At 46.4% G+C, this 15157-nt stretch carries 15 protein-coding genes; 3 read left to right on the forward strand and 12 right to left on the reverse strand.

The features are described 5' to 3' along the window. Nucleotides 1-49: 49 nt before the first annotated feature. The gene (locus tag BBG47_RS07730; protein ID WP_065291253.1) at nucleotides 50-649 is read right to left on the reverse strand and encodes an HD domain-containing protein; all 600 of its coding nucleotides are present in this window, start codon (nucleotides 647-649) and stop codon (nucleotides 50-52) included. A gap of 286 nt (nucleotides 650-935) precedes the next feature. On the opposite strand from BBG47_RS07730, the gene BBG47_RS07735 reads away from it, so the two are divergent. Then, nucleotides 936-1577, forward strand: coding sequence for a stalk domain-containing protein (locus BBG47_RS07735; protein WP_397376495.1), 642 nt, complete (start codon nucleotides 936-938; stop codon nucleotides 1575-1577). 162 nt (nucleotides 1578-1739) lie between these two features. On the opposite strand, the gene BBG47_RS07740 is transcribed toward BBG47_RS07735, so the two are convergent. Further along, on the reverse strand, nucleotides 1740-2468 hold the full coding sequence (locus BBG47_RS07740; protein ID WP_065291286.1) for a class II aldolase/adducin family protein: 729 nt from the start codon (nucleotides 2466-2468) through the stop codon (nucleotides 1740-1742). Between the two features lie 264 nt (nucleotides 2469-2732). On the opposite strand from BBG47_RS07740, the gene BBG47_RS07745 reads away from it, so the two are divergent. Then, nucleotides 2733-3494: a DeoR/GlpR family DNA-binding transcription regulator gene (locus BBG47_RS07745; protein WP_065291255.1), complete on the forward strand. Its 762-nt coding sequence runs from the start codon at nucleotides 2733-2735 to the stop codon at nucleotides 3492-3494. Between the two features lie 127 nt (nucleotides 3495-3621). Here the strand turns inward: BBG47_RS07745 and mtnA are convergent, their stop codons facing one another. The 9 genes from mtnA to BBG47_RS07790 form a co-directional block, all read right to left on the reverse strand. Continuing rightward, the gene (mtnA, locus tag BBG47_RS07750) at nucleotides 3622-4722 is read right to left on the reverse strand and encodes an S-methyl-5-thioribose-1-phosphate isomerase (protein ID WP_065291256.1); all 1101 of its coding nucleotides are present in this window, start codon (nucleotides 4720-4722) and stop codon (nucleotides 3622-3624) included. A gap of 17 nt (nucleotides 4723-4739) precedes the next feature. Continuing rightward, entirely contained in the window at nucleotides 4740-5963 is a 1224-nt protein-coding gene (gene mtnK, locus BBG47_RS07755; protein ID WP_065291257.1) for an S-methyl-5-thioribose kinase, read from the reverse strand. A 25-nt stretch (nucleotides 5964-5988) separates the two neighbouring features. Further along, nucleotides 5989-6990, reverse strand: coding sequence for an ABC transporter permease (locus BBG47_RS07760; protein ID WP_065291258.1), 1002 nt, complete (start codon nucleotides 6988-6990; stop codon nucleotides 5989-5991). A 2-nt stretch (nucleotides 6991-6992) separates the two neighbouring features. Next, the gene (locus tag BBG47_RS07765) at nucleotides 6993-8507 is read right to left on the reverse strand and encodes a sugar ABC transporter ATP-binding protein (RefSeq protein WP_065291259.1); all 1515 of its coding nucleotides are present in this window, start codon (nucleotides 8505-8507) and stop codon (nucleotides 6993-6995) included. 111 nt (nucleotides 8508-8618) lie between these two features. Further along, nucleotides 8619-9737 carry a sugar ABC transporter substrate-binding protein gene (locus tag BBG47_RS07770; protein WP_065291260.1) on the reverse strand — a complete coding sequence of 373 codons (1119 nt, stop codon included), beginning with the start codon at nucleotides 9735-9737 and terminating at the stop codon, nucleotides 8619-8621. Between the two features lie 769 nt (nucleotides 9738-10506). Further along, complete coding sequence (locus BBG47_RS07775; protein ID WP_065291261.1) at nucleotides 10507-11481, reverse strand: alpha/beta hydrolase; 975 nt, start codon at nucleotides 11479-11481, stop codon at nucleotides 10507-10509. Nucleotides 11482-11605: 124 nt separating this feature from the next. Continuing rightward, entirely contained in the window at nucleotides 11606-12079 is a 474-nt protein-coding gene (locus BBG47_RS07780; RefSeq protein WP_254659775.1) for a DUF2500 domain-containing protein, read from the reverse strand. Next, complete coding sequence (locus BBG47_RS07785; protein ID WP_083189148.1) at nucleotides 12055-12579, reverse strand: GNAT family N-acetyltransferase; 525 nt, start codon at nucleotides 12577-12579, stop codon at nucleotides 12055-12057. The genes BBG47_RS07780 and BBG47_RS07785 overlap by 25 nt, the downstream gene beginning before the upstream one ends. Before the next feature lie 22 nt (nucleotides 12580-12601). Further along, nucleotides 12602-13069 carry a DinB family protein gene (locus tag BBG47_RS07790; protein WP_065291263.1) on the reverse strand — a complete coding sequence of 156 codons (468 nt, stop codon included), beginning with the start codon at nucleotides 13067-13069 and terminating at the stop codon, nucleotides 12602-12604. A gap of 151 nt (nucleotides 13070-13220) precedes the next feature. Between BBG47_RS07790 and BBG47_RS07795 the strand changes: the two genes are divergently transcribed. After that, the gene (locus BBG47_RS07795) at nucleotides 13221-13733 is read left to right on the forward strand and encodes a DUF2165 family protein (RefSeq protein WP_065291264.1); all 513 of its coding nucleotides are present in this window, start codon (nucleotides 13221-13223) and stop codon (nucleotides 13731-13733) included. A gap of 95 nt (nucleotides 13734-13828) precedes the next feature. Here the strand turns inward: BBG47_RS07795 and BBG47_RS07800 are convergent, their stop codons facing one another. Next, on the reverse strand, nucleotides 13829-15139 hold the full coding sequence (locus BBG47_RS07800) for a purine/pyrimidine permease (protein ID WP_065291265.1): 1311 nt from the start codon (nucleotides 15137-15139) through the stop codon (nucleotides 13829-13831). Nucleotides 15140-15157 lie beyond the last annotated feature (18 nt).

The raw sequence follows: 15157 nt of genomic DNA on the forward strand, positions 1-15157 counted from the left end.
ATACTCGCTCGCTCCTTCCCCCTTTATTCATGGTTTGATGCTAGACACCTTAGTTAGCCAAGTATCCCTTCTCCACCGAACTGCGGATGAGTTCTTCTGCTAGCTTCCCCAGTTCCGGAGCCCCATCTCGGATTGCTTGAATCCGCGCCAACACTTGCTCACTCGTTACCTTATGCTCTTTCCACGACTTGCCTTCTGTCACATAGTTGTGAAGCAGCGGCTGCAAACGATCAAGTGCAACTGCAAATTGTGCTTCCGGTGTCTGACGCTGCTCATATTCCGTCCATAATTGTGTTAGCGCCAGCTTCTGATCCTCTGGCAAGATGCCAAACAACCGCTTGGCCGCCTTTGACTCGCGCTCGAACTTGCTTGCATTGCCTTCAGCGTCATATGCAAAGGTATCCCCTGCATCAATCTCGACCACATCATGAATAATTAACATTTTGAGCACACGGAGCAAATTCATATTACGCTCACTTGTATATTCGTGCAGCAGCATTGCCATCGCTGTCAAATGCCATGTGTGCTCGGCATCATTCTCATGGCGGCTTCCATCAAGCAAATACGAACGACGAAACACCTTCTTTAATTTATCCAATTCCTTCACAAATTCAAGTTGCTTCATTAATCTTTCATTTATGCCCGCCATGAACGTCATTCCCCTTCGTCATCCTTACGCTATCCGTGCAGGATTCCCCTGCTGCAGATGCTTCTACATCTCATTATCTCACAGCCATTCGAAATTGCATAATGGCAAAAAACACGATAATCATTGACCTATCTCGTCATTTCTCAAATATTTCCTAGTTCTTAAGAGGTGGTGGAACTATAATAGAATTGATCCATAATACCTATGCGAATAGAAAGGGGTTACCACGATGAAACGTGTAAGATGGAGTAAGCTGATAGCCGTAAGTACTGCTTGTATCGTTGCGATGACGACATTCTCATCGATCTCAATCGCACACCCTGGCCGAACAGATAGCAACGGGGGTCATACGTGTAGAACGAATTGCGAAAAATGGGGACTGGAGTATGGGGAATACCACTATCACAATGGTGGATCTAAGTCTTCTTCTAAGAAGAGTTCGTCATCCAAATCATCCAACTCTTCCAAATCTTCATCATCTAGTAAATCAACAACAAAAAACAAAAACAACGCTAAACCTGGTAACACAACAAACACAACTAATAAACAGGCAAAAGAAAACAAACCTGTCGTCACGGAAGTAGCTGCTGCCATCACTCTTAACAAGGAAGCAACTAAACTGCCTATTCAGGCTGTACGCCATGACAGCCAGCTTATGCTTCCACTTATCGATACCTTAAAGGCACTACAAGCAAACTATTCGGTTAAAGACAACAAAATCTACATATCTTCATCGGAACGGCAAGTGATTGTCCCAATTAAGCATAACCATTACACCTTCTCCATTGACGGAACGATTAATAAACTTACGGCTCCCATGATTGTATACAAAGGCAAGTTCATGGTTCCACTTCAGTTGCTTCGTGATGCATTGCCAAGCACTGTGGAATGGAATGAGTCAGCGAAAACAATAAATATCTCCCTTTAGAAAAAGTAACAGCCCCAAAGATATCGCATCCGATGCAGCTGCATGGATTGTGACTATTCTTTGGGGCTGTATGTGTCTGAAATTAGAATCAAAATCCATCCTGAATTTCTAGTAATCCCTTCACCTTGCCGACTTCGGGATCTGTCTCGATGAAACGCATATCTACGAATTTAATTTGGATAACACTCGTTCTACTATCTTATCCGCAAGTCGATCGAAGAGGGTGTCTTCCTCCCGCCGCCTTAACGATGGATTTCCACCGCTTGTAACGCCCATCCGGCTTCGTATGTCTACGAGTTCCGCGACCTGCTCACTTGACAATTCATTCGTGCGGCCAAGCAACCTGCTCGCATACATGTACATCAGTGCATAATGCTCTAGCGATTCCATTCGGAAATAGGCTTCTGTCATATCCCTCCCCCACGTTAATGCACCATGATTCGCTAGGAGCACAGCATGATATCCTTTGCAATATGGGGCAATCGAATCGGGAACCTCCTGCGTACCTGGTGTCGCATAGGGCGCAACGGCTACTCGTCCCAGATTAACAATTGCCTCGGGAGAAATAGCTTGATCCAGATCAATCCCCGCAATAGCAAATGCCGTTGCCACTGGAGGGTGCGCATGAACAACAGCACGTACCTCCGAGTTCTCCTGATATACTCGCAAATGCATCTTAATTTCAGAAGAAGGCTTGTATGTACCCGACAAAACATTACCCTGCATATCCATCTCCACCAGCATGTCAGGTGTCATATAGCCCTTGCTTACCCCTGTCGGTGTCGCCCAAATGGTACCCGCTTCCGTCTTCATCGTAATATTCCCATCATTTGCAGCCACATAATTCCGTGCATACATCCTTCTACCGATTTCACAGATGAGTTCTTTCATTTCCGTATCTGAGTTAGCTTGCAGCTTATTCAATCCTTCACACCCCCTGTGTCTCTGGCTTGTCTCCACATCAAACATAAAGAGGCTTATATCTAAAGTTTGAATCCTCGTATGCCATATATTTAATATTCGTACTTTATATCCGTTTTGTCAATGTATTGTGTTGTTTTGTGTGGATTGTTTATGTATAAAGTTGGCAAGCTATAGAGAGGAGATATGATATAATGGAGTTAAAATCAAACATAAGCGGAGAGAACGGACAATATGCTGCCTATTACGAGAAAAGCGAAAATTAAAGATATCATCCAAGAGGAGAAGAGCGTTACGGTCGCCAAGCTTACTTCACTATTTCAAGTCACGGAGGAGACCATTCGTCGAGATTTGAAACAACTAGAGGAGGAAGGCGTATTGACTCGAACTTATGGAGGTGCGTACATACCTGATGGTGTTCAAAATGATATCAATTTCCAGCTCCGTGAACATATCCATGTTGATGGCAAGAAGCGAATTGCAGCGCAATGCGCTCAATTTATTTCAAACGGCGACTCTATTTTCTTAGATGCCTCTACCACCTCGCTGTACATCGCACAACAGATTCAAGAGCAGCGTCTGACGGTCGTAACCAATTCAATTAAAATTATTAATGTATTGATGGACAGTCCACAAGTGCATCTCGTTGTCATTGGCGGCGGTATATCCTCCAGTTCCATGTCGGCTCTGGGCAGAAATGCGGAAATGAATATGAAGAGCTATTTCTTCGATATGGCATTCATTTCCGGCCGATCAGTCAGCATCCAGCATGGACTGACAGACTCCAATGAACAACAAGCTGAGGTACGGCGCATTGCCGCAGAACGGGCAAACAAGGTATATTTAGCTGCGGACTATACGAAATTCGACCGAACTTCTTTCGCAAGTATTTGTGATTTGGATCAAATCCACACCATTGTTACTGATCAGCGTTTGGATGAAACATGGCATGAGGTCACTAGCACGAAGGGGATCTCCTTATACGAATGCGAATAAATACATGTACAATAAATGATCCCCTGACAGACAAATCGCCTTGTTCGTTGTCGATTTGCACTCAGGGGATTTTTGTTTAGATACGGATTCGTCTCATTATATAAACTCGATTACTTTAAGCAGTCGATCAACCCTTCTTAGACGCAGCTTCCTTGCGGAACATCTCTGGCAGAGAATCTGCAAACGGCGGATAAGCAATGCCATGCTGCGTGATGATTGCTGTGATGAGAGAATGATCGGTCACATCGAAGCTAGGATTGTATACCTTAACCCCTTCTGGCGCCATTGGCTGCTCATACCACTTGCTCGTTACTTCACTGTCAGGACGCAGCTCGATATGAATATCGTCGCCTGTCTGGCACTCCAAATCCACCGTAGATAATGGCGCGCATACATAGAACGGGATGCCATAATGCTTTGCCAGGATGGCCACACCAGAAGTGCCAATCTTGTTCGCTGCATCACCGTTCGCCGCCACTCGATCGCAGCCGACCAATACAGCTTGTATCTTGCCTTCCTTCATAACGATAGATGCCATATTGTCACAGATCAACGTTACATCCACGCCTGCTTCCTTAAGCTCCCAGGCCGTTAAGCGAGCCCCTTGCAGCAATGGACGCGTCTCATCTGCGTATACCTTGAACTGATAGCCCTGCTCTTGGCCGAGATGGATAGGTGCAAGAGCTGTTCCATACTTCGCTGTTGCAATGGCCCCCGCATTGCAATGTGTCAAGATGCCCCAGTTCGGCTGAAGCAGAGACAATGCATAGCGGCCGATGCTCTCGCATACCTGTTCATCCTCTGCGCGAATCGCTTCTGCTTCCTCTTTCAACGCTGCCTTAATCTCAGCAACAGAGCGTTCTTGCACCTGTTCCAGCCTTGCTTCCATACGATTCAGCGCCCAGAACAGATTCACTGCCGTTGGTCGCGACGAACCCAAGTATTGCTTCGCTTTGCCGAAGTCTGCGAAGAATTCCTCATACGTGTCCGCAGGGGATCCCTTCACACCCAAATATACCCCGAATGCCGCCGCAATGCCGATAGCAGGCGCACCTCGCACCTTCAAATGATAGATAGCATCCCAAATATCTTCGAGCTTCTGAAGCTCGAGATATACGGTTTCATTTGGGAGACGTGTCTGATCTAGAATGATTAGCGTATTCTTCTCATCCTCTAACCGAACTGACGATATCATGCTGACTGTTTGACTGCTGTTCACTTGACTCATCCTTCCACCCTCCCATTCTATCGGCTGTACATCTCGCTGCTTGAACTGATGATACGGAAATAGTCACTGCCTCGCTTCATGTCAGAACGATCCATAATGAGCTGCTTGCCCATGATGAGACACATCCGCTCAGCACGCTCTCTTGCATCAGCATCAGCAATGGATGCAATCTCTCTCACATGCGCGATGCCGAGTGTGCGACGGCACAATTCGAGCCCCGCAACACCCGCTGCATCCTTCATAATCAGATCAAGATAATATCGATCGAACCCGGGATACGAAGCTGACTTATCTAGAACAGATGTTGACCATAAGGATAAGAATTTCGTTTGGAATTGGTCAACAACGTCTTGAATCGTTTCAATGATCCATTCCATATGACGTTCCTTCAAGTCGCCCGCTTCCATTGTACATTCTGCATTCACATAGGCAAAGATTAAGTTTGCAATAATATTGCCCACATCGTATCCTGCTGGCCCGTAGAAAGCGAACTCCGGATCAATCACTTTGGTCGAATCCTGCTTCACGAAGATTGATCCTGTATGTAAATCGCCGTGAATCAGAGATTGAGTATGCGTCATAAATTCAAACTTCATCTTCGCCGTTTCCAGCAGCAACGCTTCATCTTCCCACAAATGCTTAGCTGCGAATTCACGAATCGGCTCGTAGACATCGTTTCTCGCACAATTGTAGAAAGGCTCCGTATATACAAGATCTTCGGTAATCTCACATAAGTCGGGATTAATAAATGTTTTAACCCGTTCTTTCTTCTCCTTATGATTCATGACAACATCAGATGTCAACAGCAACGTGTTCGCCATAAATGTCGTAATATGCTCCACGAACAGAGGGAACTGCTCCCGGTTCAATAACGCGGTGCGCATAATGACATGATCGGACAAGTCCTCCATTACACAGCAGTTCATGATCGGATCATAGTTGTATACTTCCGGGACAAGTCCAGGTGCAAGCTCATTTTGGATTTTCAGAATCTCGCTTTCGATGCGATTGCGGTCAGGAGATACCTTGAATTCATCCGATATCCGTGCTACAGGGCCTGCTTGCTTAATGATAATAGAACGCTTCGACTGCTCATCGACGAGCCGGAACACGTAATTTAAGTTGCCGTCCCCAATCTCCTTGCAGGTCAAGCTCGCATCTTCGGAGAATACATCCAGCTTCGTTAACGCATAGTCGATTACATCTGCTTCTTGCATTGTAAAGTACGTAGTATATTTCATTCCTTCCTTTTCCCTCCCGTAAGCCTTATTTTTTCTTGTAATACGTTAATGCCAGTGCAAATGCGAGCACCGTCCCCTTCACGATGTCCATCGCATAGTATGGAACCGACATCATGACAAGACCATTTTGCAAGATCCCAATCAGGATTGCTCCAATGAATGTACCGAACGCATTCGGTTTCCCAGCACCTGCTACGGAGAAGCCGATGAAGGCTGCCGCTACTGCATCCATCAAATACGGCGCACCAGCATTCACCTCTGCTGTCATAACACGCGAAGCGAGAATAATGCCGCCAATCGCTGCGAACCCCGCTGATAGAATATAAGCAAGCACTCGGTACTTATTGACGGCGATTCCTGACAGCTTCGCCGCCTCCATATTTCCCCCGATTACATACATATATCTGCCATGTTTTGTATAGTTCAAGAATACGTGCACAACAGCGACTACAATGAGCATTATGACAATAATCCAAGGAACTTGCCCGATCTTAGCAAATAAAGCACTTATCTTCCCCGTTGCGAACGAGCCATCCGGCATCACCATATTTTGCGAGACAGTCGCCCCTCTTGTATAGGTAAGCGCCAAGCCTTGTATAATGAACATCGTTGCCAGCGTCATGAGCATGTCCGGTATTTTCACCTTCACAATCATGAACGAGTTCACTACACCTGCAATCAGACATACCAGGATCGCAGCAATGATCGAGATGAATGTATTTTGCGAATGCCATACGAACATAGAAATAACGATCGCATTTGCAAGCGAGGCGACGGAACCAACGGACAGGTCAAAACCGCCTACCGCAAGCGAGATCGTGATCCCAATAGAAATAATGGTTACAATCGAGATCGAACGCAAAATATTAATAATATTGGACGGCAGCAAAAAGCTGCTTGACAGCGTTCCGAACACAGCGATCAATAGCAAGATTGTAATGATGGTGCCGTATTTATATAAAAAATCGAAAAAGTCAAACGACTTGGGTGTCTGTCCTTGAGCTTGACTACGCCGAATTATGCTCATACCTATTTACCTCCTGTTGAATAGAACAATAATTCCTCTTCATTCGTATCGTTCGTGTGCAGTTCCTTCACAATCTGTCCGTCGTACAGCACATACACACGATCCGTAATACCTACGATTTCCGACAATTCACAGGAGGCGTAGATTACACTCTTCCCTTGCTCCGCCAGCCTCGTAATTAGCTCGAAGATGTCCTTCTTCGCCCCGACGTCCACACCCTTGGTCGGCTCGTCAAATATGTATACTTCCGCATCAGCCAGCAGCCACTTTCCAATCGCAACCTTCTGCTGATTGCCGCCCGATAAATTCTGCACTTTCGTATGTTCGCTAGGCGTCTTAATGCCGAGTTCCTCAATAAGCCTTCTTGCCTCTTCTCTTTCTTTGCGAAATTGAAGGAACGGCCCCCACTTGCAATACCTCGATAGATTCGCTGCCGAGATGTTATGCACGACAGATTCAAATATCAATATCCCTTCCTTGCGCCGCTCTTCGGGAACAAGCGCAATTCCTGCCTTCACGGCATCATGTGAATTGCGAATGGTTATCGGTCGATCATCGAGCTTATGCTGTCCCGACTGAATCTCGGAAGCCCCGAACAGCGCTTTGCATAATTCCGTCTTGCCCGCTCCAACCAATCCTGCGACGCCGACAATTTCCCCTTTGCGCACATGCATATGAATATCTGCAATCTTATGAAAGTCAGATAGATTGCTAACTTCAAAATGCATGCCTCCAATGGAAGATGCACGCCCTGGGAACTGCTCGCCAAGCTTCTTGCCCAGCATGTATTCAATCGTCTCAACAGGGGTGGTATCCGCAATCCTCATCTTCGTCACGAGTTCCCCGTCGCGCATGATCGTGATATCCTCGCAGATCTCGAACAGTTCCGGCAAGCGGTGAGAAATAAAGATAACCCCTACATTGTTCGCCTTCAGATCGCGTACAATGCGGAACAGTTCAGTCGTCTCTGCATGACTTAGCGGCGCTGTAGGCTCGTCCAAGATAAGAAAGCGGCATTTCGTAGAGATGGCTCTCGCGATTAACACCATCTGCTTCTCCGCCAGTGTTAATTCACTGACGAGTTTCTTGGTTGGTACCTGAACATTCATTCGCTTCAATATGTGCCCAGCGGAATCATGAAGTCTCCTCCATCTGATCCATTGCTTCGGCCCCATATCATGAACCATATCTTCCAACATGATATTCTCGCCTACTGTCAAGTAAGGAATCAGCGCAGTATCAACTTCCTGATAGACAATCTGAATCCCTAGGTTTTTCGCCTGACGCGGCGAACGGATCGTCACCGCTTCACCATTAATCCAGATTTCCCCGGTATAGTGACTATACGCACCGGACAATGCCTTCATTAAAGTAGACTTCCCTGCCCCATTAGCGCCAATCAGCGCATGCGCACTCCCCGTCTCTGTTGTAAAATGAACGTTCTTAAGCGCTTGTACACCGGGAAACTCTATCGAGATATCCTTCATTTCCAGGAGTATCTTGCTCGTCTTCCCCATCTCCCTGACCCCCTGTTCACGATGAGCAGGCAAGCGCTTCGCGCGCCTAACCAGTTGTCTGATCCGGCGCTTGCCTGTTCGCTGTCACTGTGCGAGACTAGCTTCGACCTGTTATTGCGCCTTGTTAGCCTTCTTAAGCGCCTTCATCCAGTCTTCTTCGAAGTCCGTGCTTACACCCCAGCCCGGAATAATCTTGTTCAGGCTCTCCATGTTGACAGCATCACCTATGGAGTTCAATTGAACTTGAGTAATCAAAGTCGGCTTCAAATCATATTTCGGAGGCGTATCTTCACCAGCAATCTTCTTCGCCAGCAAGCGCAAATTGACTGCCCCAATTACCTTCGGATCTACTGCCGCCGTGGAAGCCCAAGGACTGTTGTTCTCTTGCATGAGCTGCAGATCAGCATTCGATACATCGATACCGTAGATTTTAACCTCTTCACGACCCGCTTCCTTCAACGCCCGTGCTGCTCCAATTGCGAACGCGTCCCATGTTGCGAAGATCGCATCGATTTCCCCTTTGCCGTGCTTCGTCAGCATCGCTGCAACAGCATTCTGTGTCTGAACAGATGTGTCTGTTGCAGCCACACCGAAACGCTCCACTTCCTTAATACCAGGATTGTCTTTCAAAAATTGCTGATAGATTCCGTTACGAGCTACCATTGGCGGGAATCCATCTACCCATAGGTATACAATATTCCCTTTGCCGTTAAGCTGCTTATTCAAGCTGTCTAGCGCTAGACTTGCCAATTGGCCATCATCCTGTGATGTCATGGTTACCCCATTCACCGAAGACACTTCTGGAACAGAGTCAAATGTAACGACCGGGATTCCCTTTTCCGTCAGCTTCTTCACATCTTCAACCGTTGCCGCATCATCACCGTGCGAGATGATAACGCCGTCATATTTTTTATCCATCGCTTGAGCGATCGCATCATGAAATTTGGCAGAATCGTTATTCGCGGAGAAGGTATCTACTACGAAGCCCAGCGATTCGCCCTCTTGTTTGGCTCCAGCTAGAAACTGTGCGGTATGGTCATCACCGCCGATTTTGCGAATAACCATAATTTTTATGTCTTTGTCTTTAATCGATTGTGGAAGATCAGCAATTGCCCCCTTGTCTACGGCGGCCTTGCCTGAGGATGACTTGCCGCTTGTTGAACAGCCTGTTGCAACAAGAACTACAGCCATTAATGATAGGATCAGTACTTTGAACATGTTTCTTTTCATAGAACACACTCCTCGATATCATATGAAAATGATGAATGCCCTGCACTAAAATTGGTTTGATTTTCCTGTAATTGACTTCATACTAACACCTACATTGTGGAATCGCAACGAATAATATTGTTTATTATTGATTCTTGTTGTTTTTTGTCTGTTTCGCTGCGGTGATATCCCCCCTCTTGCCTAATTACTCATCTTACCTGTGTTCATCGTTAGCAGGCATCCCTCCTTGGCAAAATATAAGCCAATACCAAAATGCGAATGGCAAGTGATAAGAATAGGAAGAGATGAAGAGATAACCCTCCTACCTAATTAGAAGCAAGCTCCTAACTGATGGGTCATCATTCTCGATCAAAAACGTGAAATTCAAGGATTGCATGGAATAATGTCAGGAATGCAGCAGGATGAAATATAGTCAGGATACCGTTCGGGGGTTCGTTTCTATGGTGAGTTTCCTTAAGGAGTCCCGATTGCGGAGATCGAAATCTGCTATTTTTTGTCATGTGGTAGCCTATATTATACTATAATTATATGCTTACTAGTGTTATTTTTTTCAAAGATTCGACATCGGTTTTCACTTCAGCTGCTGTCACATAGATATTGGTTTTCATTTCCGATATCCTCCATTCTATGAACATGTTTACCATCGTTTTTTGTCAATTGAAGACAAAAAAAAGGATAACTGCATCATACAGTCATCCTTCATCCATTTCATCGATATGAAGTGGAGCTATTTATAAATTCACCTAGCGTCAATCCCAATCCCAGCGCTTCATGCTCCGTTTGCATTGCTTCCTGTCCACACATTGACTCCCGCCTCGTCATATTGATCCTGAACTTCCTTCAGGAACTCATGCACAGCAGACTCGTACTTCTGACGATCGGTTGGGTATGCATTCGCATGCACAGCATCGTCGATAATAACCAGCTTCGTTAATCCCTCTGTCTTCTCTTGATAGATCTGTTCGCTCATCCGTGTTGGCACGAATGTGTCTGCCTTGCCGTGTATCAGCAGTAGAGGGATGTCCTTGTTCGCAACCTCTCGAATCGGCTTCACCTGCTTCATCGAGAACTGCGCTATCCGTTTCAAGTTCCGTTCCAACAGCGCAATAAATGGAAAATGCGGAACATGGTTCAGTTCCTTCATTTGATATTTCATTAAGTCTTCCATGTCCGAATAGGGGCAATCCGCAATGATGAATTTGGCATGCTTATTAATGCCTGCATACATCAGTACTGTGCCTCCACCCATCGATTGCCCATGAAGACCGATGAAGGCATCATGACCAACTCGTTCACGTACCCATGCAACCCACCGATCGAGGTCTTGACGCTCATAGTAGCCATACGTTGCATACGTCCCTTCGCTTCGCCCATGGCTCCGTTGATCCACGAGGAGCACATTATAGCCTTCCTCGGTAAATAGACGGATAAATTGCGATCCAATAATATGATTTGCCGTATAGCCGTGGACGATAATCATGACTTTCTTGCGCTCTGGATAGGGCTCGATATAGTACCCGCGCAGCGTCAGACCGTCCTCCGAAGTGATGAATACATCTTCCTTGGCCATTTCAGCGAATTCCTGCCTGCTCATCAAGCAGAACCCTTCAACCGCGTCAAATGCTTTGTCCAGCGTGCTTCTCTCCCACATCGTTACCTGACGGAAAGCATACCGGCTCACTGCAATCGTTGAAATCACAATAATCAGGATAAGAATGAACGCACCCGCTCCAATCCACCACATGTACAATCATCCTTTGCAAAGTTCCTATTCTGTCTGTCTCTCTATATGATAGCTGCTCCAACATCATTTCGCTAGTTCCATGCCCACTGTATCGTCTAGCTGCGCGTATGATACCATCCTTCTCTCAACGAACGTGATACCGCTCGAACTCATAAAACCTCGTCCCTTGAAATGTCAACTTTCCGCAATCTCCTGCGGCCAGCAATCCGTAGTCCGATTTCTTCACATGGAACTCCATCCGATCCCCGCTCTCCACTTCGAACGTCGCGTAATAATGGGTTGAATAATGGCTGTGATGATCCGCGTGATGACTATTGGACACTTCTGTTCGCTTATCCGTCACTTTCGCTTCCACAGTTAGAACAGGCTGTTGATTGTTGTAGTTCCATTGCATAATACCCTTAATAATCACAAAGATGAAGACAGCTATAAACAGAACAATGAAAATTGGGAAGATCGTAGACATCAGATTGAACATTGATGCTGGCTCATTGAATCCTCCTACGCCCATGCAGTCCCCTGCTCCTTTATCTGTTGACTCTGAGTATAACCCCGGCTGATAAGGCTGATAACTTACCCCGTCTTGATCGTAATCCAATACTTGCAAATTCCATCCTTGGTGTCGCTTAATACGCCCTCGTTGCCTTCAATCACTCTTCGTGAGCGAAGATTATCTTCATCGACTGTCAACAGCACTTCTGTCAACCCAAGTCCCGCTGCTTCACGAACAAGTTCACGGAGTAAGAGCGTTCCATATCCTTTGCCTCGCTCATCTAGCCGGATGACGTAGCCAATATGACCGCCTCGTTCAAGCAGCGCTTCATTCAATCTGTGCCGAAGCTTCCCATATCCAACCGGTCGACCGTCCACATACAGCCAATATATCGTCTGCTGCACATATTGCGGCATTAGATTTATCCCTTGCGATATATTCCAGTGCTGTCTCAGGTAGCTTCGGAATTGGCCTCTTCTTATGCCGTACGCACTATTGACGAAGCCATTCTCACCTGGGCCGATCCCCTGCAGCATCTCGTAAATATCATAACCATCTGTAAGCTTGAGCGATCTCAGCTCTATCATCTTCTCAGTCCCACCCATGGTGTAATGCCTCCAATCCCATCTATTCAAACATTACAATCTTAGGCTCCCCCACATGCTCACACAGCAAGGTGAACAACTGACCCCGGTGATGCGCCAAATGAAGGATGATTTCCAGCATCCACTCAAAGCGCGAATATGCAACTCCCCAATACGCGGTTTTGACTTCAAGCCATTGCTCCTCCGACCATGAATGCATCGCTTCGACTAATGATTGGTGAGCGTCTGCCAACGTTTCCTTCATTTCTTCGATTGTATGTGGTGTATGTTCTTCATAGAAACGATCCATATCGGTCTGAGTTGCTTCGTTCATAATATGCAGATCGGCCGCGCAAATGAGAGTCAAATGAGCGAGCATGTCTCGTAAAGAACGTTTATGAGCCATGGGCTGCAAATCCAACTGCTGCTCTGTTACCTGTTCCAAGATGCAACGAATTGATTGTACAGCAAGATTCAATTGATGAATAAGTGATTGTTTATGAGCTTCCATGTCGATTGAAACCTCTCCCTGTGCCAATGATGTATGTCTCGCAATTTGATATTTTCGCACACCAATATGAACGTTTGACAACATATTCATGGGTGCTATAGTAGTATTGTTAAATCATTACATAGAAAAACATAGAAAAGGGGTAACAGCTATGAATCTCTCAACAGGTGTGTTAATCCGCTTTACCAAAGCATTAGCTGTGATGTTCTTCGGGCTGTATGTGTTCCTCGTCGCCTTCGGCAATATTACAGATTACAATACGAACTTCCAATTCGTGAAGCATGTGCTTAGTATGGACACCACATTTCCCGATAACAACATTATGTACCGCGCCATAACGGGAACGGCGATTCATCATATTGGTTATATTGCGATTATCATCACAGAGGCAGCTGTCGCATTCATTTGCATCTGGGGATCACTTCGCCTGTTCTCCCACTTGCATGCAGATGCAGAATCCTTCCACAAAGCGAAGAACGTGTCGATCGTGGGTCTTATTCTTGGCTTGTGCGTGTGGTTCCTAGGTTTTCAGGTAATCGGTGGCGAATGGTTCGGCATGTGGATGTCCTCAGAGTGGAATGGCTTGTTCCCTGCGGATCGACTGACGACATTCATGATGGGTGTCCTCATTTTTCTAACAATGAAAAACGATGAAGTGAACTAATATACCATTTCCCTATTTTGCCAATCTATTATAATACGAAAAAGGCGACAAATCCAATTTGACGCCTTTCTTTTCGATAAATTTAGTTGTTCTTCCTACGATTCTTCCTTCTGTGTTCTACCCGCTCTACGATCCAGCAAGCGGCTTCCCTGCTCCATCGCCATGCACAGGATCATGCCTACGATCAATCCGTTGTTCGCCATAGTCTTCAGCAGTCCTGGCAATTGCCCAACTGCTTCAGCCGGGATGAACATACAGCCAATCCCCATCATAATAGATACGCCGAGGATGAAGCGATTGCGCTCATTCATAGGAATCGATTGGAACTCCTTCAATCCCAATCCGACCATAGAAGCGAATGGAATGAATATCGTTGCATACCCTACCGGCATGGGAATCGATGCAAAAAAGGCCGTCGCTGGCGGAAAGAAGCTAATCCCTGCAATGAGCACACAGGCAATAACGAATGGCAGACGCTCATAAATTCGAGTCGTCATGATGAAGCCCGCTGTCCCTGAAATCGGAACACATCCCATTGCGGAGAAAATGCCTCCTAAGCCTGTATTCGCACCCATCATCAGCATTGTACGATCATAATTGACAGGCTTGGATGTCTTTCCTGAATTATCCATCACACCCTCCATGACGCGAATGCTCGTCATCATATTCGCAATGAGAAGAAGACTGACGAACAAGGACGTCATCAAGATGCCAGAATCCAGTTCAGGCAGGCCCCAAGCGAATGGCATAGGCGCTGATACCCATGAAGCAGAAGGCTGTATAGGCTCTGTGATGCCGAGCAGATAGAACAGCAGCCAACCAATACACAAGCTAATGAGCACAGAATAGTTGCGCAAAAAGGCCTTCGAACTCCGCGGCAGCAGCATGGCACACAATAATGTAATAATTGCGGGAATCGCAACCTGAAGCTCTACATGTGTAGAGGCACGATAGCCAACTCCGAGCATTCCCTTCATGAAGGATCCGCTAAGCTGTGCAACAAGCAGAAGCAGATACGTCCCTACGACAAGCGGTGTGAACAGCTTGCCAATTGCCGACGTTAAGCGCAGCACAGCAATGATAATGAAGAGCGCGCCTGCAATCAGCATCCCCATCTCCAGCTGCCGCAGTCCGCCTTCGAGCGATATTGTTCCTGCCGCGATGAGGCCGCCGTAGACTGCGAAGACGCCCCACCATAAACCAGCCGGATTCTCCATAATCGGCAGCCGATGACCGAACATCGTCTGCAATATACCTGATATCCCGATAATCAAAAACGTGCGCTGCATAAATTCCGCAATATCCTGCGGAGAAAATCCAAACGCATGTCCAACAGCCAGCGGAGCAACAAGGCTTCCCGCCAAAATAAATACGAGCCATTGGAATGAGGCCAATCCTAATTTCATGATGTCTCACCTGTTCCT

Origin of the sequence: Paenibacillus sp. KS1 (assembly GCF_001680695.1) — a bacterium.
GTDB lineage: Bacteria > Bacillota > Bacilli > Paenibacillales > Paenibacillaceae > Paenibacillus_B > Paenibacillus_B suaedae.